19 protein-coding genes are annotated in these 21711 nt (G+C 35.3%); 7 read left to right on the top strand and 12 right to left on the bottom strand.

Annotated features, from left to right (window positions below; genetic code table 11):
* Positions 1-11: 11 nt before the first annotated feature.
* A complete protein-coding gene (locus tag ABMA72_RS10890) occupies positions 12-479 on the top strand; it encodes a GAF domain-containing protein (protein WP_392858111.1) in 468 nt (155 codons plus the stop codon).
* On the opposite strand, the gene ABMA72_RS10885 is transcribed toward ABMA72_RS10890, so the two are convergent.
* Complete coding sequence (locus ABMA72_RS10885; RefSeq protein ID WP_392858109.1) at positions 476-973, bottom strand: RDD family protein; 498 nt, start codon at positions 971-973, stop codon at positions 476-478. The two genes, ABMA72_RS10890 and ABMA72_RS10885, sit on opposite strands and share 4 nt — an antisense overlap.
* Before the next feature lie 196 nt (positions 974-1169).
* On the opposite strand from ABMA72_RS10885, the gene trxA reads away from it, so the two are divergent.
* The 5 genes from trxA to ABMA72_RS10860 all read left to right on the top strand — a co-directional run bounded on the left by trxA (position 1170) and on the right by ABMA72_RS10860 (position 3943).
* Positions 1170-1493, top strand: coding sequence for a thioredoxin (gene trxA / locus ABMA72_RS10880; RefSeq protein WP_103217620.1), 324 nt, complete (start codon positions 1170-1172; stop codon positions 1491-1493).
* 45 nt (positions 1494-1538) lie between these two features.
* On the top strand, positions 1539-2120 hold the full coding sequence (gene gmhA / locus ABMA72_RS10875; protein WP_392858107.1) for a D-sedoheptulose 7-phosphate isomerase: 582 nt from the start codon (positions 1539-1541) through the stop codon (positions 2118-2120).
* Between the two features lie 111 nt (positions 2121-2231).
* Positions 2232-2882, top strand: coding sequence for a MotA/TolQ/ExbB proton channel family protein (locus ABMA72_RS10870; RefSeq protein WP_021268125.1), 651 nt, complete (start codon positions 2232-2234; stop codon positions 2880-2882).
* Between the two features lie 2 nt (positions 2883-2884).
* Positions 2885-3412: an ExbD/TolR family protein gene (locus tag ABMA72_RS10865; protein ID WP_392858104.1), complete on the top strand. Its 528-nt coding sequence runs from the start codon at positions 2885-2887 to the stop codon at positions 3410-3412.
* Positions 3413-3433: 21 nt separating this feature from the next.
* On the top strand, positions 3434-3943 hold the full coding sequence (locus tag ABMA72_RS10860; RefSeq protein WP_392858103.1) for a biopolymer transporter ExbD: 510 nt from the start codon (positions 3434-3436) through the stop codon (positions 3941-3943).
* Positions 3944-4042: 99 nt separating this feature from the next.
* On the opposite strand, the gene ABMA72_RS10855 is transcribed toward ABMA72_RS10860, so the two are convergent.
* The 10 genes from ABMA72_RS10855 to ABMA72_RS10810 all read right to left on the bottom strand — a co-directional run bounded on the left by ABMA72_RS10855 (position 4043) and on the right by ABMA72_RS10810 (position 19817).
* The gene (locus ABMA72_RS10855; RefSeq protein WP_392858102.1) at positions 4043-5326 is read right to left on the bottom strand and encodes a hypothetical protein; all 1284 of its coding nucleotides are present in this window, start codon (positions 5324-5326) and stop codon (positions 4043-4045) included.
* Between the two features lies 1 nt (position 5327).
* A complete protein-coding gene (locus ABMA72_RS10850; RefSeq protein ID WP_392858100.1) occupies positions 5328-6089 on the bottom strand; it encodes an outer membrane lipoprotein-sorting protein in 762 nt (253 codons plus the stop codon).
* Between the two features lie 159 nt (positions 6090-6248).
* Complete coding sequence (locus ABMA72_RS10845; protein WP_393057130.1) at positions 6249-8135, bottom strand: AgmX/PglI C-terminal domain-containing protein; 1887 nt, start codon at positions 8133-8135, stop codon at positions 6249-6251.
* 9 nt (positions 8136-8144) lie between these two features.
* Positions 8145-8405 (bottom strand): hypothetical protein, encoded by a 261-nt coding sequence (locus tag ABMA72_RS10840; RefSeq protein ID WP_392858094.1) that lies wholly within the window; start codon positions 8403-8405, stop codon positions 8145-8147.
* A complete protein-coding gene (locus ABMA72_RS10835) occupies positions 8405-9292 on the bottom strand; it encodes a tetratricopeptide repeat protein (RefSeq protein WP_393057128.1) in 888 nt (295 codons plus the stop codon). The genes ABMA72_RS10840 and ABMA72_RS10835 overlap by 1 nt, the downstream gene beginning before the upstream one ends.
* A complete protein-coding gene (locus tag ABMA72_RS10830; protein ID WP_393057126.1) occupies positions 9292-12120 on the bottom strand; it encodes a hypothetical protein in 2829 nt (942 codons plus the stop codon). Before ABMA72_RS10830 ends, ABMA72_RS10835 begins: the two co-directional genes overlap by 1 nt.
* A complete protein-coding gene (locus ABMA72_RS10825; protein WP_393057124.1) occupies positions 12117-13511 on the bottom strand; it encodes a hypothetical protein in 1395 nt (464 codons plus the stop codon). The genes ABMA72_RS10830 and ABMA72_RS10825 overlap by 4 nt, the downstream gene beginning before the upstream one ends.
* Positions 13512-13522: 11 nt before the next feature.
* On the bottom strand, positions 13523-14236 hold the full coding sequence (locus ABMA72_RS10820; RefSeq protein ID WP_392858087.1) for an outer membrane beta-barrel domain-containing protein: 714 nt from the start codon (positions 14234-14236) through the stop codon (positions 13523-13525).
* Between the two features lie 77 nt (positions 14237-14313).
* Entirely contained in the window at positions 14314-17511 is a 3198-nt protein-coding gene (locus ABMA72_RS10815; RefSeq protein WP_393057122.1) for a UvrD-helicase domain-containing protein, read from the bottom strand.
* Positions 17511-19817, bottom strand: a complete 2307-nt coding sequence (locus tag ABMA72_RS10810) for a PD-(D/E)XK nuclease family protein (RefSeq protein ID WP_393057120.1) — start codon at positions 19815-19817, stop codon at positions 17511-17513. The genes ABMA72_RS10815 and ABMA72_RS10810 overlap by 1 nt, the downstream gene beginning before the upstream one ends.
* Positions 19818-19893: 76 nt before the next feature.
* On the opposite strand from ABMA72_RS10810, the gene ABMA72_RS10805 reads away from it, so the two are divergent.
* Positions 19894-20742: an Hsp33 family molecular chaperone HslO gene (locus ABMA72_RS10805; RefSeq protein ID WP_393057118.1), complete on the top strand. Its 849-nt coding sequence runs from the start codon at positions 19894-19896 to the stop codon at positions 20740-20742.
* On the opposite strand, the gene ABMA72_RS10800 is transcribed toward ABMA72_RS10805, so the two are convergent.
* Positions 20739-21575, bottom strand: coding sequence for a hypothetical protein (locus ABMA72_RS10800; protein WP_392858077.1), 837 nt, complete (start codon positions 21573-21575; stop codon positions 20739-20741). The two genes, ABMA72_RS10805 and ABMA72_RS10800, sit on opposite strands and share 4 nt — an antisense overlap.
* Positions 21576-21711 lie beyond the last annotated feature (136 nt).

Genomic DNA, 21711 nt, shown 5'->3' with positions numbered 1-21711 from the left:
GAGAATCGATTATGGACAATGCACAAAAGATCGAAATTTATACTAGAGTAAAGCGAGATATCTTTGCTATTTGTGAAGGCGAAAGTAGCACAATTGCAAAAATGGCCACAATCTCTTGTGTTTTGAAACAGGCATTTCCCCATTATTACTGGTGCGGGTTCTACATGGTTGACCCAAATAAAGAACAAGAGCTTGTCGTTGGCCCATACCAAGGAACTCTTGGCTGTCTTCGCATCCCTTTTGGTAAGGGGGTTTGCGGAACTGCTGCTCAACTTCTTGAAACACAAATCGTTGAAGATGTTCATGCAATTGCCAACCACATCACTTGTGACCCAAAGAGTCAGTCAGAGATTGTTATTCCGGTTTTTGAAAATAAAAAATTAATTGCAGTTCTTGATGTTGATAGCGATTCACTTGCAAGCTTCAATGAAATTGATAAATCTAATTTAGAAGAGATTATCAATACTGTTTTTGCCTAGGCCTGAGTCCCCTGGTCTTCAAACCAATTTGTTTTACGCTTCTTAATTGCAAGCATTGTATCATCATTTGCCATAACAGTAGTGTCGGCCATAACATCACCTAAGCGATGCCCCGAATCAAGCTTATAGAGAAGATATAACTCTATCCCCACAATTGGAATTCCTACAATGACGGCCATAAACCAACCTGCTACAGGAATGATGGCAAATACTAATGGAATAATAAAAGGGAGATTTCTAATAAAGCTTTGCTTAAGTGAACAAGGTGTTCCATCAACTAAAGAAATTACTCTAAAGCCGATAAACTTCTTACCAACAGACTGTCCATTTTGAATTGAGTCAGCAAAAGTTAGATAGACGATAGAAAGAAGAATACCAATTGGATATAAGAATAGAGACAAGACTACGACAATAAAAAGGTCAATTGCCTTAGCGAGTATGCGTGAATAACGTGCAACCTTAATGGCCGACTTTAAAAGGTACTTTCTATCCATATAACTATCTTATCCTATGAATTTTATTAGAAAACAAGGCATTTTTTGCACCTAGTCCAAACAATAGATATTAACTAAAGAAATGCTTAACTTCTCTATCAGTCAATAGACTTTGATTAATAGCCAAAAATAGGATTTTAATATATAACTTTAGACTGAGACTAAATAGAGCACATACGCTCTGGAGGATAATTATATGAGTACTGTTGGTAAAACTGACGTAACAAATTTTGAATCTGATGTACTAAAAAGCGCGAAGCCAGTTCTAGTAGACTTCTGGGCAGAGTGGTGTGGACCTTGTAAAACACTTGGACCAGTACTTGACGAAGTAGCATCAGAAATTGGTGAAACTGCAACAATCTTAAAAGTGAACGTTGATGACAACGGAGAACTTGCTCAACAATACGGAATTAGAGGGATCCCAACAATGATCTTCTTTAAAGACGGTCAAGCAACGAAGACTCTAGTTGGTGTTCAAACAAAAGAAGAAATTAAGAAGTCTTTAGAAGAACTTATGTAATAAAAGCCTCTACGATAGAGGCTTTTCTTTTTTGAGAAGGAATTTATGTCTAATTTTATTTCCCACGCATTTAATCACGCACAAGAAACTCTAACAAAATTTATCGCTAACGAAGAAAACTTCGCCACTATGGAGAAAGCGATTAATGAAATGGTTACGGCCATAAAAGGTGGAGGACGTGTTATTAGTTGTGGAAATGGTGGTTCAATGTGCGATGCTATGCACTTCGCAGAAGAACTAACAGGACGTTTTCGTAAAGATCGCCCAGCAATGCCAGCTATTGCTATCGCCGACTCTTCTCATATCACATGTGTGGCCAACGACTATGGTTTTGAATATATCTTTTCAAAATATGTTGAGGCCCATGGACACAAAGGAGATGTCCTTCTTGCCATCTCAACTTCAGGTAATTCACCAAATTGTCTTGAGGCCGTAAAATCAGCTCATGAAAAAGGGATGAAAGTTGTCGGTCTTCTTGGAAAAGGCGGTGGAAAAATGAAGGATCTTGTGGACTTCCCTATCGTTATTGAAGCAGATCTTTCTGATCGTATTCAAGAAATGCATATTAAAATTATTCACACTTTTATAGAGGGAATTGAGCGCCAAGTTTTCCCTCAAAATTACTAAAGAATTACGAGAAAGAATCGGCAGTTTATTCCAAGTCTTTAAAATCAAGTGCTTGACGCGAATATGAGTTAAAATATTCTTAAGTTAGTACATAATTTTAAGGAGCTATAAATGGAAGGCACAGCTGTATCATCGGTAAACACGATCGCTGCTTTTTTTCAAAACGGTGGAATCTTCATGTGGATCATTCTCTTTATCTGGGCAGTAGGTCTAGCTATTGGATTAGAAAGATTCTTTAAACTAAGCTTTAAATTTGATGTTGATGGGGCTTCATTTATGAATGAACTTCGTCGCTATATTATGGCAAATGATGTTGAGGGTGCCTCACGTGTATGTTCAGGATCAAGCGCTGCCCTACCAAAGGTATTAAGAAGTGGACTTGAAAGAGCTTCTGCTAAACCAGAGCAAATTCAAAATGCAATCGATGCAACAGCTTTAGAAGTCATTCCAAAAGTAGAGCTAAGACTTAACTACCTACAGCTAATTGCAAATATCTCAACACTATTTGGACTACTGGGAACGATCCAAGGTCTAATCGCTTCATTTGCGGCCGTTGCTGCTGCAGACCCTACGCAAAAAGCAGAGCTTCTTGCAAAAGGTATTTCACAAGCGATGAACACAACATTCCTAGGTCTACTAGTTGCTATCACAATCATGATCATTCACGCTTTCCTAAGTTCAAAGTCAGAGAAGATCATCAATGAGATCGATGAGTATTCAGTTAAATTAATGGACATCTTAAATACAGAAGAAAGTAAGTAATTATGTATAGAAAGCCGAGTCGAAAATATAAGAATAAGAAAGTTGAGAGACTGAATCTAATTCCAATTTTAGATTCGGTCTTCATCTTTATCTTCTTTCTTTTAATGTCTGCAAACTTTGTGAGAATTTATGAGATTGGTTCTGATGTTCCTATCATTTCAAACTCAACTCCACCAAAGAAGCAAAAAGAAAGATTAGACCTAACTCTAAAGATTAACACGAGTAATATCACTCTTCACTCCGGGCCAAATGAGAGACGTATTTTCACGGCCGGTAAAACAGCTGATGGTGAGTACGATCTATTCAAACTAAGAGAAAAGTTAATTGATCTTAAGAAGAGATATGTGGATGAAAAGGAAGTTATTTTCATCCCTAATGCAAATATCTCTTACGAAGAATTAATTAAGATTATGGATGCTGTTCGCGATATCAAGAAAACAGACCCAGAAGTTTGGACAAAGAGAGATGGACAGGACGTAAAAGTTCTTGAGCTATTTAACAATATTATTTTTGGCGATACGCAGTCGTAGAAATAAAGAATCAGGTTTATTATGAGAAATCGTTCAATTAGAAATAGAGGAATTAGAAGAAAGAAGGAACCATTTGATATTGATATCACTTCCCTTCTCGACATTCTTGTTATTCTTCTTGTATTCCTAATTCGAAGCTATGATACAACAGGTGTAATTCTTAATATTCCAAAAGATATTACAATCCCACACTCTGCTTCAAAGTCTATCAATGAGCAAGGTGTTGTTGTTCAGGTTTCGACAAAGATCGTTTGGGTTGATGATAAAGAAGTCCTTAATACTGAGACTTTCAAAGGACAACTCTACTCTCAAGGTGGGAAGCTTATTGTTCCACTTTATAACGAGCTCGTTGCTAAGAAGAAAGAAATTGATGACCTTACAAAAATGACACCTAATGCGAAAAAGTTCTCGGGTATTGTGAATCTCGTCATTGATAAGTCGTTGAAGTATAACTATGTTAAGAAGCTTATGCACACTGCTGCTGAGGCAGGGTTTCAACAGTATAAATTCGTTGTTCTTGGACAAGAGTAACATCGTGCGATCAAAGGTTGCCCGACGGCAAGCTTTGGCGCACAGATGAATGTGATACGAGAAAGCTAGCCGCAGGCGCGGCTTTCGGTTATATTAGCTCTAAAAGAATCTCGTTAATGTAACGCCAAACTCATCATCCCCATCAAGGACGTACAGTCCGCGATTATCAGCTTTTGCATCATCTCCGATAGTCACTCCACGGAAATTTAACTTCATCTTCCAAGCATTGTTTAGGCGACGCTCATAACTTAAGTAGTATAGAGTCTCCCCCGCTCTTTCAAGGTCAATATAAAGACCTAGCATAAACTCATTAGAGTACGCGTCGTTTAGAGCTAGGCGATGACCAATAAAAAGATCATTTTGAAAGATTTGAGCTTGGCTTCTCTTATCCTTACCAACACCTAGAACACGCTGGTATTCAGTATAGAACCCTGAACTCCAATTATTATCGTAATTATAAGTATACTCATGGCCAATAGAAGCTAGTTGATAATTAAAGATCTCTCTTTGACCACCAGTATAATCAATAATTGATACCGAATCATTTACGTTAAAGTCTGAATAAAGGTATTCAAATTTAAATGTTTGCTCACCCCAAAAATAAGTAGCAGCGGTACCATAATCAGCAACATCAAGATAATACGCATTGATATTTCCTGCTAAAAGATCCGGTACTGATGCAGCTGCAAAGATAGGTCTAGTACGATCGATATGATCCATTGCAAAGACAGTTAAGTCTAGATCACCAAACTGATGAGCATAGTAAACTGCGAATTGATCAAATTGATTATCTTCGTCTGAGTCCGTTATCTTATTACCTTTAACAACATTTTGTTTTTGAGGACTAAGGCCATCAAAGATTCTCATTTTAGAATCAGGATAGAAACCTTCTTTAAAATATGGCATATAGATAAACTTCATCGTCCCAATACTTGTGTAGTGACTTAGAACAACAGAAGTTTCACCAAGTTTTTCAAATCTCTCAATATTACCGTCGTTGATACGAGAATTGATAACATCCACAACGTGATATGCTTCAAGACGTGACCACATAAACATATGCTGACCAACTGATGCCTGCCAATTCCCAAAACTACGGCCAATATTAAACTCATTGAAGTCAACATAGCTATTGTCTTGGTACTTCTCATCAGCACGGCCGATAAGAGAAAGATTATACTCCCATCCGCTCCAGTCACCTCTATCTTCTAGAGCAACTTTAACAAAGGCCAGTTCATTTGGTTGATCCTCTCCTAAAAGAGTTTGAGCATCATCAACATAACCTCTAAAGTTTAATGAAACCTCTCCTCTACCATCAGCTAGAGAGCTAAGACTTGATAGAGTAAGTGCACCTGTGATTAATCCGTATATTAGTGTTTTCAATTTACTTTAACTTCCTCTTAGTAAGATCATTCTCATTAACAGCCTTACCAATAACTCTATTCTTCCACTTAAAAATCGACTGCTTCTTATTGTTAAGATTTAGCATAAGAATTTTATTAGCACGCCACATCTTTCTCTTACCAACAGTGTAAGATTTGAAGTCATCCATTGTAGAAGTTTTTATATGTTCATTTCTTTTGTTGTAATACTCTGACTTAACTGGTGCTAAGTACTTTTGAGAAACATAAAGAACTACCTTAGAGTAAGAACTCTTTGCCTTTGCAACTCTTTCAAGTACCCAAACTTTTTGTCCTGCAACCTTGTCATCTTTTAGATATTTATAATTGTATTTTTCAATTGTTTGACCACCGATATCCTCAAACGAGAATTCAGAACCCATGAATGAGCTCCCCTTTGAGCGTGAATTGATTTTCTTAACTCTCTTTAAAGACGGAAGATAAAGCCATTGGTCATCATCTTTTTCATTTTTCCATGTCCAAGTAAGTAGCTTAGTTCCCTTAACATCTAATGGTTTTTTAAACTCCATTAAGCTCTTATCAACACCATCAAATTCCCCTGATGCCCCTAGCATTTCGCGGATAATTTCAACACCACTTGAATCAACTAGGACAAGCTCCATCGTTGACGTGTCACCAATATAACCCTTATTCGCTTGATCCATTTTCCTAGCAATCTCTAGGCCTTTATCATTAGCAAATACAGAAAGTGTTAATAACATTAATAAAAGTTTAACTATCTTCATTAGAAACCTCGTGTTTTTTCGGTATGTTTTCCCATCAGATAGTAGCATTCACAACACAATGATTGAACATTTACTCGTGATAATGACAATGGATTCATTAAATTATTGAAAATATGCCCCTTATTTTACAACAAGGGGCGTTAGTGTTTTTTGATGAATTTAGTAAGCGCTTGAATTTAAGTTAAGTGGTACGTGAACACCAACTTCGGCCCCACCTTTTGGTCGTGGGAATTGAATCGTTTTTAAGTGATTTACAACACAATTTTTAACACTTGGCGGAACACCGCGGTCAGCTTTGGCAACACTTGCTTTTGTCACGTTCCCTGAGGCACCGATAACAAACTCCATTCCAAGAACTCCTGAGATACCTTTTTGTTGTACATCAAGTTCTTTTTGGTAGCAGTATCTAAACTGTGGAACGTTTTCCATAAGGATTCTCATGATATCATTTCGATCCATAGAACCTAAAATTACCTCACGATATGGTACACCTGCAATATAAACTTGTTTCTTCTGAACAAGTCCATCTGTTCCAAACGATGATGAAAGTTTTCCACTCGTCTTACTACTTAGTGATCCAACCTCTGCCTTAACATCTGCTTTTTGAACTTGTGCAGAATCTCCAGTTGATAATGCAGAGTTATCATCTGCAAAACTTTCACTTGCACCAGAGCCAGCTTTAAAAGAATTTAGAGCACCACCTTTGGCCATAAGAGAGTTCATTGAAGATGTAAAAGATGTTGATTTGTAGACATCAACTTTCCCGCGACTTTTTCTATTTGTCGCCAATTTCTTCACTGTTGTTTTCTTATTTGTTGTACGTGCAGGCTTAGATGCTTTCTTTTTCTTTTGCCTAACAACTTGTTTATCATTTGGCTTCCCTTGTCTTGCCTTCCCTTTTTTAGGAGTGGACGTAGACTTTTGTCTTGGATCACCCTTGCTCTTTGTCACCTTCTTTGGCTTCTCAACATTAGAGACGGCCTGCTTAATTGGTGCTTTCTTTTCAACTTTCTTTTTAACTTCATTTTTAACAACATTCTTCTTCTTAGTGACACGAAGCTGTTTTGGTCGATAAAGAATTTTTGCGATTCTTTCAGGAACCTTCTCTTTTTCGATTTCTTTATCAACTTTAAAATTTAGCATTCCAGCTGCAAAAACGATAAAGAAAAGAAGACAGAAAATAAGATATTTTCTTAATTCTTTATCACGTCTAAAGATCGGAGCCGTTTTAACGATTGGAGGAGCTTCAGTTCCTCTAATGAAAACCTTTAAGTTATCCTTTTCAAAAATATGGATATCATCACGACGAAGTGAGCTTTTAGCGTTTTTATTATTTAAGAATGTACGATGTTCAAATCCAGGAATAGTTCCAACTGCAACATCATTCTTTCTAATATCGAGAAGTTCAACTTTATCTTTCTTACCTAGGTATGGGAATTCGATATCATTCCCACGAGCATTTGAACCAACTAAATAGAACTTCCCATCTTTGTGAGGAATATAATCTAGTGAAACGATTTTCCCATTAAATAGAATAATGACTTCAGCTGCTTCCTTATCAATACTATATTTAAAGATAGGATAAATCTCATCTGGTTCTTCAAATATATACTCAGAGAATTTCACATTATCATCAATACTTAGAGGATAATTTACTTGATACTCTTCATCTTTTTTTATTCTCTCATCATTAAACTTAGGTTGCTTTGGTAAGTTCTTCACAACCTCTTGTGGGTGAATTAGTTGTTGTGGTGGGAGTTGAGCAGTCGAATCAAAAGTGAATGAGTAATTACCAATTGTAATAGACTCCCCACCCTTAAGTTCAGTTGTAACAATTTCTTCACCATTAACTAATACTGGTTTTGAAGAAGACATACTATAGATTGATACCTTGTCAGCAAATTCAATTAGACAATGAATATCATCAATCCCAGCACCTCTCATACGCACATCACAAGAGTCACTTGCTCCTAAAATAATACGATTCTTCTGAGGTAGACGAATATCTTTTTTACCTTTTAAATAAAACGATCTTCCTTGATCCACTTCTACTCCCTAGCGTATACGATCCAAACCTTTCATCATTTCGAGATGAAAATTTGGTTTTGAAGGTAATTTATTTTTAAATTGACGAAGGTAGCGACTCGACACAGTGATCTCGCCTGGCGCTCCAAGTTCTCCATCAACACTAATCTCTTCAAGATTAAATTGTTCAAACTTCTTATATTTATAAACTACTTTTTCCTTAACAGACTTTTGTCCATAAGCATGAGTAGCAAATAGTAATAAAATGGCAGACATTAATACTTTCATCATTACATCTTCCTAACTTGTTGATAGAAGGCCTTATCCTTAGCATTCATATCAGTACTATCTAAATCACTTTGTATTGTAATTGCATGTTCACTCTTTAATTGCTTCAAAGAGTAGTAAAGAGCAATTTTAAGACTTGGAATATCAATATAATCCGAATTCATTTCCTTAAGAATTGTATAAGCATACTTTGGCTTAGCATCAAATAAATATGAATATACTAACGAGTTAATAACATCACGATCATTCTTATTCACTGAGTATAGACGCTTAAGTAGTGAGATCGACTTTGAATACAGTCCATATCTAATGTAGATATTGGCAAGATTAAACATTGCCGTCTTATTATTCTTTTTTAGAATAAGAACTTGCTTAAAGGCTGCAATGGCCTTGGCATCCTTATCTTCATCTACATAGACGACACCAATATTATTAATTGCTGGAATATACTTATCATCTAAAGCAACCGCTTTATTAAAGTACACTTTTGCAAGTCTCTTATTGCCAGACTTATAAGAACAGATACCTTGTTGATTCCAATAAGATGGATTGGCCTTGTACTTCTCGTACATTTGATCAAGTTGAGCTAGTCCTTCTTTCGTATTTCCCATATAACAAAGACCAACTAGTCCCGTTTTCTTAGAATCGATTTCTTCTAGTTTATCTAACTTAACCTTGTCCAGAGACTCATCTTCTAGAACATCATCAACTAAGTCATTAATTAAATGATAATCTGCTTCTGCATTATAGCGAATCTGACTCTTTGGTTTAAAATCAGCATTTGTTAGGTTTTCGATCTGCTCACCATCTTCGAGTTGCTGAGTTGTCCCCTTCTTCGAAGAAGCACAAGAAACCATTAGTAGCATTGAAAGAATAGCTAAATACTTCATTAACGATTCCCCCTCTTATCCATTAAGACAGGCCCTGTCATCGTTGGAAGACCCAGGCCTTGTCGAGACAACGTCCCAAAATTTTGCGTTAGAACGTCGTTCTTATTAATTAGGTTATCTAATTCTCTTTTTAACTGACGTGACTTGGTTGCGAGGTTTGCTGAAACATTGGCCATACTTGCCTTAAAAGACTTCACATATTCAGCAGACTTACCTGTAGGTGAGAAAGTACCTACATCAGATGAGAATTGATCAAAAGAGTTAATTAAAAGAGAGTAACTCTTAACCATTGCCTCACCAGAACCCATTGCTACGATTCCTGCGACCTTTCCTTGAATACGATCTAAGCGATTAAACTTTAGCTTCATCGTGTTATTAAACTTACTCTCTGGAAAACTAAGTGAGATAGAATTAAAGTTATTAACTTCATTTTCTAGCTTATCAACTTCCATAAGTGCGACTTCATCAATTGTTTCAATTGCTAGACTCTTCTTCTTTTTCACTTTACGGTAGATATAGCTAAGCTCTCCTGCATAACGTGAGTTATTCTTCTGTGATCTCGAAAGCTTCGAAAGTTTCCCTACATACTCAGACTTCTTATATAGACTCTTTGTATAAGCACTTAAACGTTGGCGATATATCGTATCGGCCTTACTCAGTAATTTAAAATCAATATAGTAATCAAAGATTTGCTCATATGATGCTAACAAAGTTGAATTCTTGAATCGACACTTAGATTGTTCATCAACAAAGCTAACAGCAGCACTATCTTTTCGAGTAGCAAGTCCCATGACGATGTAGTTCTTAAGCAGGCCCTCTTTATTCTTATCTCTAATTGAACATGTTTTCGATAATAATTTCTGAGTTAGGCCCATACCAGCATCAACTCTTTGTCTTAAAAACAATTCACTAATAATGCTATTAAATGATTCGTAGAACTTCGTAATTTCAGAAACAAGCATTTCATCAATTGCACGATCTAACCATTTAGACATAAGATCCACATTACCTGATTCATAGAATAAAACCGCAATATTATAAGCAGCATTTCTTTTGGCCTCGGCAGTACTTTCTTTATCTTTATAGATAAACAAGTAACCTTTTAATGCCGTTACCTTATCACCCTTTTGGTTAGCCTTTTGAATATCTGAGAATTGGGCAACAAGAATAATTTTATTTAAATGAGTAATAAAGCCTCTTCTAAGAGGGATCCCTGTTGACTTTAATTCACCAACAAAGCCCATAAGCTCTGATTTATTCTTTTGAGACTTATGTAGGTCAACAATTCGGCCAATCATTGCCTCATTCTTTGAAATTGCTCTTGGATTTTCCTTGGCATAAACAAAGAATAAGTTCTGCGCCTTCTTCGCGTCTTTTTGTTCATCGACATAATAAGAGAATAGTTTTTCAACGGCCTTATTCTTTTTTACCTTTGAGTCCTCATGCTTAATATATGTTGAAAAAACTTTTTCAAAGTACTTTGATCTAATTGATGCAGATGTTTTCTTATCATTTAGTACGACAATCATACCTGCCAGAGAGCGTTTAAAGTATACATTATCCGTCTTATCCGAAGAAATAACCTTGTCATACATAAAGAGTGCTTGCTTATACTCAGCTGCTGCATAGTAAGACTCACCTGCGTAGAAGAGTGCTCTCTCACTTAAGCTAGGGTCAACTTCCTGAGAAATGAAGTAGAGTTCTGCTGCAATACGCCCTTTAAACCTCATAACTTTTGGACGTTTTTTATTGTGTGACATCCCTAATTCTTTTTGAAGATGAGCTGCCCTCTTTGTTACATAAAAAAGTGCTTCTTTTCTTTGTTCGGGATTCAGTTTTGTTTTAGTAATTGTTCGAGCGAAAACAAGAAAGTTCTTGTTATTATTATACTTATCGTAAATTTGTAGAAGTTGAACTAAAGACTTCGCCTTATATTCTTCATTCTTTCCATTAAAGGCAGACTTAAACATGCCAGCGGCTTGTGAGTACTTTTGTTTATCAAGAAGAAACATTCCCATATCATAGAAGTTTTTCTCAGGTGTGCCTTTCTCATTCTGGTAAAACTGAAGAGCTCTTTTTGTGTCGCCTTTATCAGCATAGAAATAACCTACATCACGTCCGGCCATATCTTTCTTATCAATATACTTTGGACTCTTAGATAGGCTGTGAACTTCTTTCATCTGCTTAATCGCAGTATTCTTCTTTCCTACTCTAAAGTTTGACCAAGCTAGGTTGTATAAGTACTTTGTATACCATTTATCATCTTTAATTTTATAGATGACAGTATCGTAGTATCTCTTAGACTTATTAAAGTCCCCTTCTCGATAGTAGATATCACCTAGTGCAAGACGTGATTTTACACCAATTAGGTCATTCTTTGGCGCCGACTTAACGGACTTAACAAATAATGACTTTGCACGATCCATTTGAACATTCTCAAGTTCATTATAGGCAAGGATATAGTAGATATGTGAGCGGGCCTTTGCATTTGGTCTCTTTTTTAAGATTGCAAGACCAATTTGTTGCGCGCGATTATAGTATGAGCTAGATTCAGCAAAGAACTTCTTGCGATCAATACGCTTCTTATCCTTAATGTCTAAATTAAAGAAGTTTTCATTCTCTTGTTCACGAATGATACGCCCTTTTTCTAAGTTTAGCTCGGCCATACGTAAATCGAGCATTGTATCATTTTTTGAATATCGTTTCATACGTACAAGCTCTTTAAGCTCCATATCGATTACTGAAACAATACGATCTCTTTTGGTATTAAGTTTGATACCAAAAGAATTAAAACTTATAAGAGTTGCAAATAATAAAACCTTAATCATTTCTGACACTCCGATCGAAGAGCAAATACATAATCACCTAATTCATCGGCCCAAAACTCACCATTGAATGACCAAAAGTATTGTTTTGAGTTTCTCTTAAGGTACTTAATGTCACCCCTTGCACCCGTATCTGTAATTCCACTATATAAACGCGCTTTTCTTGCATTTAAAGCTTCGAGTCTTAAGTAACTCAAACCAACAAATGACTTTTCTAACTGAGCAGAAGTTAACTTAAAAACCTTCTTTACATATGACCCGATAAGCTTCTGCTGTAAAAACAGTGAATCTTTTAGGTTGATTGCAAGAATCTTTCTCAGTCTTCTATTTCTAACTTTTTTAATTGATTTAATTTCTCTAAGCCCATCTTTATAACTCTTATAAAGCTGGATGAATGCTGGATCTTTTCTTACATTCTCAAGAAGTTTATTCGTTAATGAATCGTAATACTTCTTTCCATCAACATAACTATTGATAAATTTGAAGTACCACTCAAGTGAGTTTTTCTTAGCAAGCATCCTATCAATAACTTGCTTAGACTTATCAAATTCTTTGTAGTGATCATCAATGATATTGGACATATCATCATAAAGACATAATTTATAATAACTAAGCGCTTTTAAAACATTAATCTCAGGATTTACAACATAACTAAGAACAGGAGCTTTGTATGTTACAAGCTTACCAAGAGTCCTGTTATAGTCTCCCTTGTAATAACTATTCCAAGCCTCTTCAATTAGTAACTCAGGCCATATATATGATCTTTTATCAATATCAATAAAGGCAAGTTCTGAAGCTTCTAGATTTCTTTGCTCATACTTTACTCGAGCAATACCGGCCAAGCAGTAGTCTTGATTAATTTGTAATTGCCTTGCGCGAACTTCATCATTACTACTTGTTGATTGATCAATACAATTTTCAAATGCACCAACTGCTGCTTTAAAACTTCTTAGCATCGTAAACGCTACACCTTCAAGGTGTAAGGCAAATGGTTTAACCGGGTGAGCCGATGGGATTGTTCCATTTAATGTTTGTAATGCTTCTTTATACTTTCTTCTCTTAAGTTGTTTTTTTGCAAGTAAGTACTTTAGTGTTGGGGAATCAATATTCTTAAGATAGCTCTCCGGTAACAGAATAAACTGTCTATCCCCTACCTTTGATACAACTTGCTCAAAAAGATATTCGAAATTCTTATTCGTTCTTCCTTTGTATGTAACCAAGTACTCTTTCACATAAGGTACTGCTGTGTGATACATCTCTTTATCAATTAATTGCTTAATGATATTTGGATAACGAGTAATACGATTCTTTGATTTCGTTAAATCAGTCCATATTGACTCAAGAGCGTAAGCCTGACCCAATATTAGAAATGTTATAAGCGCTTTCTTAAACACAATAGCTTCCTTTATAAGTCAAACTGAACAGCGAAAGTAAGATCAATATTTGAATATAATTGATCACTCTCTGAACCAGATTCCCTCGCAGGTGCTGCTTGATATAGGATTCCGTTTATATCTGCTCTAATACTCCAAGATTGATTAATATAGAACTTAGTTGAAACATCCCACATTAGTCCTGTGTGAGACTCGTCAATCGTTAGACCAGGGTTTGGAGATCCGGCCCTAACCTCTGGACCGTTATTTGTTTCGTTAAGTTTTGCGAAACCTAGACCAAAGATCCAATCGACATATAAAATAGTGTTGAATGTATTAATTTTAGAATAGAAAGGTGCCCAAGTTGCCATAACACCAATATAGTCATTTACAATTCTTCTAAATGGAATGGAACCACTTCCTCCACCGTTACTATTTCTGACTGAAGCGGCCGTATCATTTTCTTCACCTGAATTTGAAGAATAGATAAATTCGGCACCAAGTTCTTCACTAAAAAAATAACCAGCTCTTAACTGCATTGATGTTGAGTCAACGAATGCACCAGAAAGGGTCTTACCAAAGCCCCCACTCACAAAGAAGCGTTGCTGTTTTTTGAATTTACGATTTTGAAGTACGTAAATTTCTTTATCTTTATCTAGCCATGAAAAATTGTAGAGATCACTTTCTGCTGCGAAAGTTTTAATCGTCATAAAAGTTAAAAATAATACAAAGATCATCCTAATCATTTTAGCGTCCTGCCTTTCAAATAGTTGGATTTACAGAGATTATTTTAACATAAGATGTTAACTACAATTTAAGTCGCTTATTGGTGGCATAAATTTCCATACGTGCATGATGAACAGTGTGGAATCCTTTTTCCGACTAAGTCAGTAAGGTTTCGCCATGTCGTAAATAAGTCAACTTCAAGGCCGGCCACTGAAACTTCTTCCTCGATCACACGTTTTTGATCGAGAGCGAGAACCTTTAACTTAATTTTTTCAGTAACTTGCTCACCAACTAATACCAGACCAAGCGCATATGTCTTTAACTGGAAGAAGTATGATCGTAACTTATCATCATCAATTAAACCTGACTTAAAGTCCCAAATTTCTATTACCTGACCATTTTGATAAAGGAGTCCATCAATAATTCCAGTGATCATCTGGCCAAAGAAAGAAAATTTAATTTGGTGTTCACTTAAAATTTTATCGTGGGATGATTTTTTAATCTCATCACCTACCCAACCGACAATTTCAACCTCATCAGTATTATTAAATTTTAAATCACGCCCTTTAATTAAATTTTCAACAAGAAAGTGAAGTCGATTTCCACGATCAACATCTGAAATACCTTGAATATGTGGTAGCTCAATTTCTTTTTCTTTTGCAAACTCTTTGAGATCATCCTCTAACTTTAAAACCTGATTTAAGTAGAATTTTCTAGAGCAAAGAGCTAGTTCTGATAATTTCGTAACTGAAAGCTCAGAAATTAGACCGATATCCACTTTGTTTTCAATATTCTTAACTCCTAAAGGATCCATAAAGTAAATTGGTGGTCGCGTTGCTTCAGCAACTTTATACTCTAACTCAAAGCTATCAAGAGAAACTGCCTTCATTTGATAATTTCTAAGTGGGACAATCCAACTATTATCCGAATGCTTAACATCATCACCATTAATACTAATATCGAAATATTCAATATTTTCGACGGCCCTTGTACAGGCAACGTAGAAGAGTCTTTTCGATTCAGAGAACTCTTTTTGCTTCTTTATTAACTTCTCTAAAATCAGATTAGGTGATGAATTCAACTTTTTACTATTGATATCAGCACTCCAAGACAATGCTCCAGGTAGTGCACCAAACTTTGATTTATCCACAACAGTACGTCCATTTGTGTGAATACCACCTAAGATGATCGTATCGAACTCTAATCCCTTAGAAGCATGAGTCGTCATAATTCTCACTTTCGGTTGAGAAAGATAAGAAAAGCTCGCACTGTAAGAGTCCTTTTCTAGAGATTTAAGAATTTTATATATTTGATCAATATCACCCTTTGCTCCTCCAATAATTCCATTTATTTTTTCGGAGTTATTCTTATAAGCAGAACTTGATAGACCTAGATCAAATACAAATGACCAAAATGCATATTCAATATTACTATTGAGATAAGTATCTTTCATCTTTATTAAATTTGGTACATCTACACTTTGGTATGATTCATAGTAGTGACTACAAACACCTTCAATAATAAAATTATAATATCGAGCTATTGCCTGAAGCCTCTTTTCGTCAGCACCTTCCTTAACACCTTCAATTAAGAAATTCACAAAGGCCTTAAAAATAATAACAAGAGGATCTTCACCATATGGAATTTTTACTTGGGCCACGAATGGGATTGAAGCCGACATAAGATTAGAGATCAGCTGTTTTGAGGGTGCAAGAGTACGATACAAAATACATATCTCTTCACTAGGATTTTCACTCTGCTTTCGTTTAATTAGCTCACAGATTGCTGCAGCTTCAATATTGTCATATACAGTGGAAGACTTCTTTTCTAATTCAAGCTCTAAATTTACCTTGTGACCTTTTACAGTTCCAAGCCCTGCTTCTTTTACATCTGGAAAGTTTTGATAATCCACTTTTACACTATACTGATCATGACCTTGATACTTTTCCCCTAGGCCAAAAATCGTTTCAAAGAACTGGTTATTAAAATTTACAACAGCTTCTTCAGATCGATAGTTATTAGACATATAAAGATTTTGAGGAATAACTTTTTCCGTTTGATTAAAAACAGCAATTTCCCCACCTCTAAATCCATAGATGGCCTGTTTTCTATCTCCAACACACATTAAGCGATTAAAATTTTCACCAATAACATGTTTAATAATTTGATACTGGCCTGGAGAGGTATCCTGATACTCGTCGACAATAATATAATCAAAGTTTTCTTGGCATAGCCTACGTGACTCTTCGCTCTCTTCTAATGACTTTAGTGTTAAGTATTCAATATCCGAAAAATCAATACCAGGATAATTATAATAATGCTCTTCAATATAATTAAATAACTCTTTATATAGAGTTAGCCACTCACGATATATTTCTTTATTTTCAAAGAAAGCATCGTAGTTTTCAGATTCCTTATCATAGAACTTCAATAGAGAGTTACATTGATCAATAAGCTCTCCAACCTCTAAAGGTATTCCCTTCGATTTTCGAGGTTTGTTAGACTTATAGATTTCACAAAAACGTTTTATATTTTCCCAGCTATAATTTTTAGACAAGAAAAAAGATTCAGACGCACTAAGGTGTTTCCACCAAGCTTTCTTGCTATGCTCATCAGAGTATGTATCGCTTGAATAGTGATTATTGAAGACTTCGTTACAACCAAGTAAACCTAATATATTATCGAAATACTCACTTTCATTGAACGAGACATCATTTACATTGATACTAGACCATTCATACCTTAGCTCAGGACTAGCGAAAACAAATTGCATCGAACTGATTAGGGCATCGATATTCTTTAAGAAAATCTCAATCTTTTGTTCTTTCAAATTACGAGCGAACCACTGTTTGGTTAGCTCTTCAATTTTCACATTGATTTTGAAACGATCAACAATATCAAGGTTTGCAGGTGCACCAAAAATATAACCACGTTTAATTAACTTTAGACAAAAACTGTGAATAGTTGAAATCCCAAGTGACTCAAGTGCTTCATCAATTATTTTCTTCTTTGTGATATCATCTACATTTGAAAAACGATCAAACATACGAGACTGTAACTCTCCGGCCGCTTCTTTTGTAAACGTCATCACCACTATTTTAGAAAGGTATGACTTAAGTTGTCCTAAAATATCAGTATTGCCTGCTTCAAAAAGAGCATCATATTTCTTCTCAATTAAATAAGCTAAGTGTTCAATAATAACTCTAGTCTTTCCCGATCCTGCTCCAGCATTAAGAAGTACACCACCATTATGCATGACTGCTTTTTCTTGTTCTGAATTTAATTGAATGGCCATTACTTATCTCCACCTTTTGCACAAATTGGATTTGCAACACAGAAGGTACATATACTAGAGTTTTGAGGAGTTGCCGGCCATGACTCCGCCCCTCTCATTGAAACCATTGTTTCAGTCATAAACTCGTTGAACTCTTCTTTCTTATAATTCTCTATTCTATTTGTTCTTGAATGAAACTCATTAAAAAACTTTTCTTCACCTACAAATATTGAATCCTTTAAATTTTCCAGACAGAGGTAACCTCCACCTTTCAAATGGTGTTCCACTCCCCATGCTTCAAAATAGGCAAGAAGCTGAATCTTTCTGAATTCATTAATATCTGTTTTTGATGGAACCGCTCCACCTGATGTCTTGAAGTCATAAATATAATAATCACTTCCATCTTTAATCACTAAGTCGATGGACCCCTTATAGCTTTCGTTTACTTTTGAGATATCTCTTTCAAAGAAGAACTCTACATTTGTCTCATTTTTAATTTCTAGTAGTTTATAAATAATTCCACTGCAGTAAGATTCAACAGAGAGCTTTAAGCTTTCAATATCAATTTTTTCAGGAAGTAGTGACTTCTCATCAATAAATCGTTTAAAGGTATTAGAAATTAACTCCTTAAGTATTCCTCGATCATAATGACTGTGTAGTTCTAGATATGACTCGATAACACTGTGATTAATTGTCCCAATGTAGCGACGATCAATAAAAGCTGACGAAGAGACATCGAGATCAACACGTTGTGCGTACTTTAGATGCCACTTTTTTGGACAATCAATATATGTCTGAATAAAAGATGGTGATAGTTTTTCAGGGATAGTAGCTTTTTTGCCATAGATCGTTTCAAAACTCTTTCTTTCACTTCCGTCCATATGTTCCGGGTTTAATGCAACACCCTCAAATAAGTTTTCCGCTATCGAGCTCCCATGAGTTAAGCCTTCTTCTAATATTAGATTTCCACCACTATTGATAAATCGTCTAAGCTGATTTCTTAAAATTACAATATCAAGGTTCTTACTTTGTAGTGGGCCAAACGCACTAAAAATAACAAGAACGTCATTTGAAAATCTTTGAGAAGAACTTAAGGCACCTAAGTCATCTTTAGAAATATAAAGGTATTGTTGCTCAGCATTCTCAAAAGTTAATAAATTGTCCCTTGTTCCGATTGTACCGGTATCAGTCATTGAAATATTAACGACAGATGTTCTTGGAAGATTTAAGCCTAGAACTTCTTTTAAAAGCTTCAAGTCAGCGTTATAAATATTTTCATTCACTGTCGCCTTCTCGCTAAAGCTAATCACTTCTTTCTTGAAAGCTAGAATCGTTTTAAAGAGCATAAAGCCCTTTTCATTCATATGAGAAAGAGCAAGCTTATCTAGGAAAGTAATTAGTTCCTCTGCCCTTAGATGACCTTTGTTTAGATTAAGCTGTTCTTGAACTTTTGAAGTAAGTTGATCAACACTAGTAAAGAATAGTGCAAAGTCAGTTTTAAACCTTTTTTGCGCAAGAAGAATTGAGTTCACTTGAGTTAAGTCTAAACCATTAGAAAAACTTAAAATTTGTTTTTCACCTGAGATTAAATCACTTAAATATTCAGCACTTCTTCCGGAAGGGATTGAAATATAGTCACAAGATATCCCCTCTAACTCTTCTGCCTCTTTTGTTTGTTCAAGCTCAATCCAATTCGGCCAAAAGATTTTATTATCACATTGATTAAAAACAGATTTCTCAAATGGGACAAAAACATTGGCCACTTTCCCCATCCCTTTTAACATATCAATCTGATTTGCATTAAAGTGGTCAAAACCAATAAATATATAACCCACATCCTCTTGCGGCCTAAAGCTTTCACTCACTAATTGATAAGACTTTTGTTCATCAACAATATGAAATGTTTCAAGGTATTTATGAAATCTCATTAAACCTGAAATACAATCTTTTTCAAGTGTGGCCAACTGACTCAACTCTTCGATAAGAGCGCCACTTAAGTCAAATGAGCGAACTTCAGTGAATAGCTCAAAACAAAAGTGAAACTTCTCATAATCATCATTGACGGCAGATTTCCAAAATGTCCAAAGATCAACCATGAGTTCAGACTTTGAGAGTTTAGTTTGTTCATCAGTTAAACTAATATGATCCGATAGAAACTTAGCAACTGTGATGGTTTCACTATTCTTTGCATGTCCTTTACGAATAAGATAATCACGATACAAGTCTGAACGCTGTGGCGAAGGACAAATAATTTGCCAATTAGCAATATTTTCATTTTCTACAAATAACTCATCAAAATGATTTTTATATAAATAGAGGTTTAACACGTAACATTACCCTTTTTAAATGACACTTTAAGCAAAAAACGATATATACAAAAGCGCCTACAAGGAGAATTTTACTGTGATTAAAGAAAGCCGTCTATTCAACTTCATTAATAAAGAGAAAACCTTCGCCATTTCTTTTCTAGAAGGTCAAAAAGTTATCCATGATCTAGCACTTGTTCACAGTGTCAATAATCAGGGTTTCGGATTCTTTAGAGATTGTACTCTTTCAATTCTTCCTATAATTAATTTTTTAAAGCCTCAAGAAAATATGGGAATCTTCATTGATTCAGAAAATCCTTACTTTCGCTTTAAACTAGAGATGAATCAGGCCGGATTTTTTAGAACGCTAATTCTTCCGGAAGATCTTCCGGCCGTGCCAGAGAAAATTAGTGGCAAGCTTAGAACAGCAAAACAATTCCCATATAGCAAGACTCCATATTCGAGTATTATCAATGTTGATAATCGCTCTATCAAAGAGCTTATGAATGACTTCTTTGATAAATCTTATCAGATGAAGTCTCAAGTTATTATCAGTGATGACAGTGACCAGGTTATGCTTGTCACAAAGCTTCCTGAAGTAAATGTTGATAAAGAAGAGGTCGTTGAGTCTGTAAGCTTAAAAGATTATATCAAGCAAAACAAAGAGAACTTCGATAATATTTTCAAACAAGCTCTAAATGAAGATAATGAAATTCAAAAAGCTTTTGAAGCACTCGATTTTGATTTCCTAAAATCAACAGAAATTAAATTTAAATGTAACTGCTCAAGAGACCGCATGGTCACAGGAGTAGCAGGAGTTGTACGCTCTAGTGGTTTTGCTGATGTATTTCATAATGATGCTTCAATTGAAACGAAGTGTGATTACTGTAAAACAGCATACCTGATCACAAAAGAAGAAGTATCTAGTATTTTAAATCTACACTAAAACGGAAGAGTCGTTTCTTCTGATCTCCAGAAGAAGCGGCCGTTTAAGTCCGACTCAAGATAGATCCCACAAAAATTTTCAGCAAGTGCACCATCGGCCCAAACAGGAGACATCAGTTGTGATTTCTTATTTGAAGCAATTGGAATCGACTTCCACTTCTTATTAACCCTGCGCCAATCAATAGCTTTTGGAGATACTGAGCTTACAACAATCAAGTAGTCATTTGTTGCACTAACCTTCTTTCTTACCTGAACTAAGAAGTTATTTAGGTATGACATATATTTCGCAAATTCTTTTGCATCCTGTCTTTTTAAAATTTCATAAAGATCGTAATCAACAATATTTACAAAGCGACGATTTGAATCACTCATTGAATCAAAGATATGTTCAAAGAGATTCATCGTATTTGAGAAACACTTATTACCGCGACAAGATTGGTCTTTGTAAATTTCACCAACCTTGTAATCTCCTGACTTTTGAAAGTGAAAAGACTTTGCTTCATTTACAGTTTTTGCTCCAGAAATGAATAAACGAGTATTTTGATAAAAGTTTGCATTACACTTATTTATCTTTCCTAAGTTCGGCGCCTTCCCTCGGTAGATGACCGAGTTACTATATCCAGAATTAACAAACACATCCCAAAGGCTCTTTCTTTGGTATTTATCACATGTTTGGTTAGCCAAACCGTAACCATTAACTTGGGCCAGCAGTTGGTCCTCAACACTTGGAGTAATTGTCATCATATTATATGACCACATTTTTCCAAAGCACGCGAAATTTTCTAACTCAGTCTTGGCCGTATAATTTAGGTTTTTAAAATGCAAATAACCCATGTGCTCTTCGCTTAAACCGGGTATTTGAATAAAAATTAGATTTTGTGGATAGTTATTAAACGAATGTTTCTTTAAGTTAATCGTATTAACTCTTGAACATGAAAAAAATATTCCGAGAAGTAATAAAAATATTAAG

The organism is Halobacteriovorax sp. CON-3 (assembly GCF_043196995.1).
GTDB lineage: Bacteria > Bdellovibrionota > Bacteriovoracia > Bacteriovoracales > Bacteriovoracaceae > Halobacteriovorax_A.
This window is presented reverse-complemented; position numbering and strand designations above follow the sequence as displayed.

What these genes read in the sequence shown, in the direction of transcription:
- ABMA72_RS10865 (WP_392858104.1), top strand. Translation starts at nt 2,885, where the DNA reads ATGTATAGAAAGCCGAGTCGAAAATATAAGAATAAGAAAGTTGAGAGA.
- ABMA72_RS10860 (WP_392858103.1), top strand. Translation starts at nt 3,434, where the DNA reads ATGAGAAATCGTTCAATTAGAAATAGAGGAATTAGAAGAAAGAAGGAA.
- ABMA72_RS10835 (WP_393057128.1), bottom strand. Translation starts at nt 9,292, where the DNA reads ATGAAGTATTTAGCTATTCTTTCAATGCTACTAATGGTTTCTTGTGCT.
- ABMA72_RS10840 (WP_392858094.1), bottom strand. Translation starts at nt 8,405, where the DNA reads ATGATGAAAGTATTAATGTCTGCCATTTTATTACTATTTGCTACTCAT.
- gmhA (WP_392858107.1), top strand. Translation starts at nt 1,539, where the DNA reads ATGTCTAATTTTATTTCCCACGCATTTAATCACGCACAAGAAACTCTA.
- ABMA72_RS10890 (WP_392858111.1), top strand. Translation starts at nt 12, where the DNA reads ATGGACAATGCACAAAAGATCGAAATTTATACTAGAGTAAAGCGAGAT.
- ABMA72_RS10830 (WP_393057126.1), bottom strand. Translation starts at nt 12,120, where the DNA reads ATGATTAAGGTTTTATTATTTGCAACTCTTATAAGTTTTAATTCTTTT.
- trxA (WP_103217620.1), top strand. Translation starts at nt 1,170, where the DNA reads ATGAGTACTGTTGGTAAAACTGACGTAACAAATTTTGAATCTGATGTA.
- ABMA72_RS10850 (WP_392858100.1), bottom strand. Translation starts at nt 6,089, where the DNA reads ATGAAGATAGTTAAACTTTTATTAATGTTATTAACACTTTCTGTATTT.
- ABMA72_RS10815 (WP_393057122.1), bottom strand. Translation starts at nt 17,511, where the DNA reads ATGGCCATTCAATTAAATTCAGAACAAGAAAAAGCAGTCATGCATAAT.
- ABMA72_RS10800 (WP_392858077.1), bottom strand. Translation starts at nt 21,575, where the DNA reads ATGGGTTATTTGCATTTTAAAAACCTAAATTATACGGCCAAGACTGAG.
- ABMA72_RS10870 (WP_021268125.1), top strand. Translation starts at nt 2,232, where the DNA reads ATGGAAGGCACAGCTGTATCATCGGTAAACACGATCGCTGCTTTTTTT.
- ABMA72_RS10885 (WP_392858109.1), bottom strand. Translation starts at nt 973, where the DNA reads ATGGATAGAAAGTACCTTTTAAAGTCGGCCATTAAGGTTGCACGTTAT.
- ABMA72_RS10820 (WP_392858087.1), bottom strand. Translation starts at nt 14,236, where the DNA reads ATGATTAGGATGATCTTTGTATTATTTTTAACTTTTATGACGATTAAA.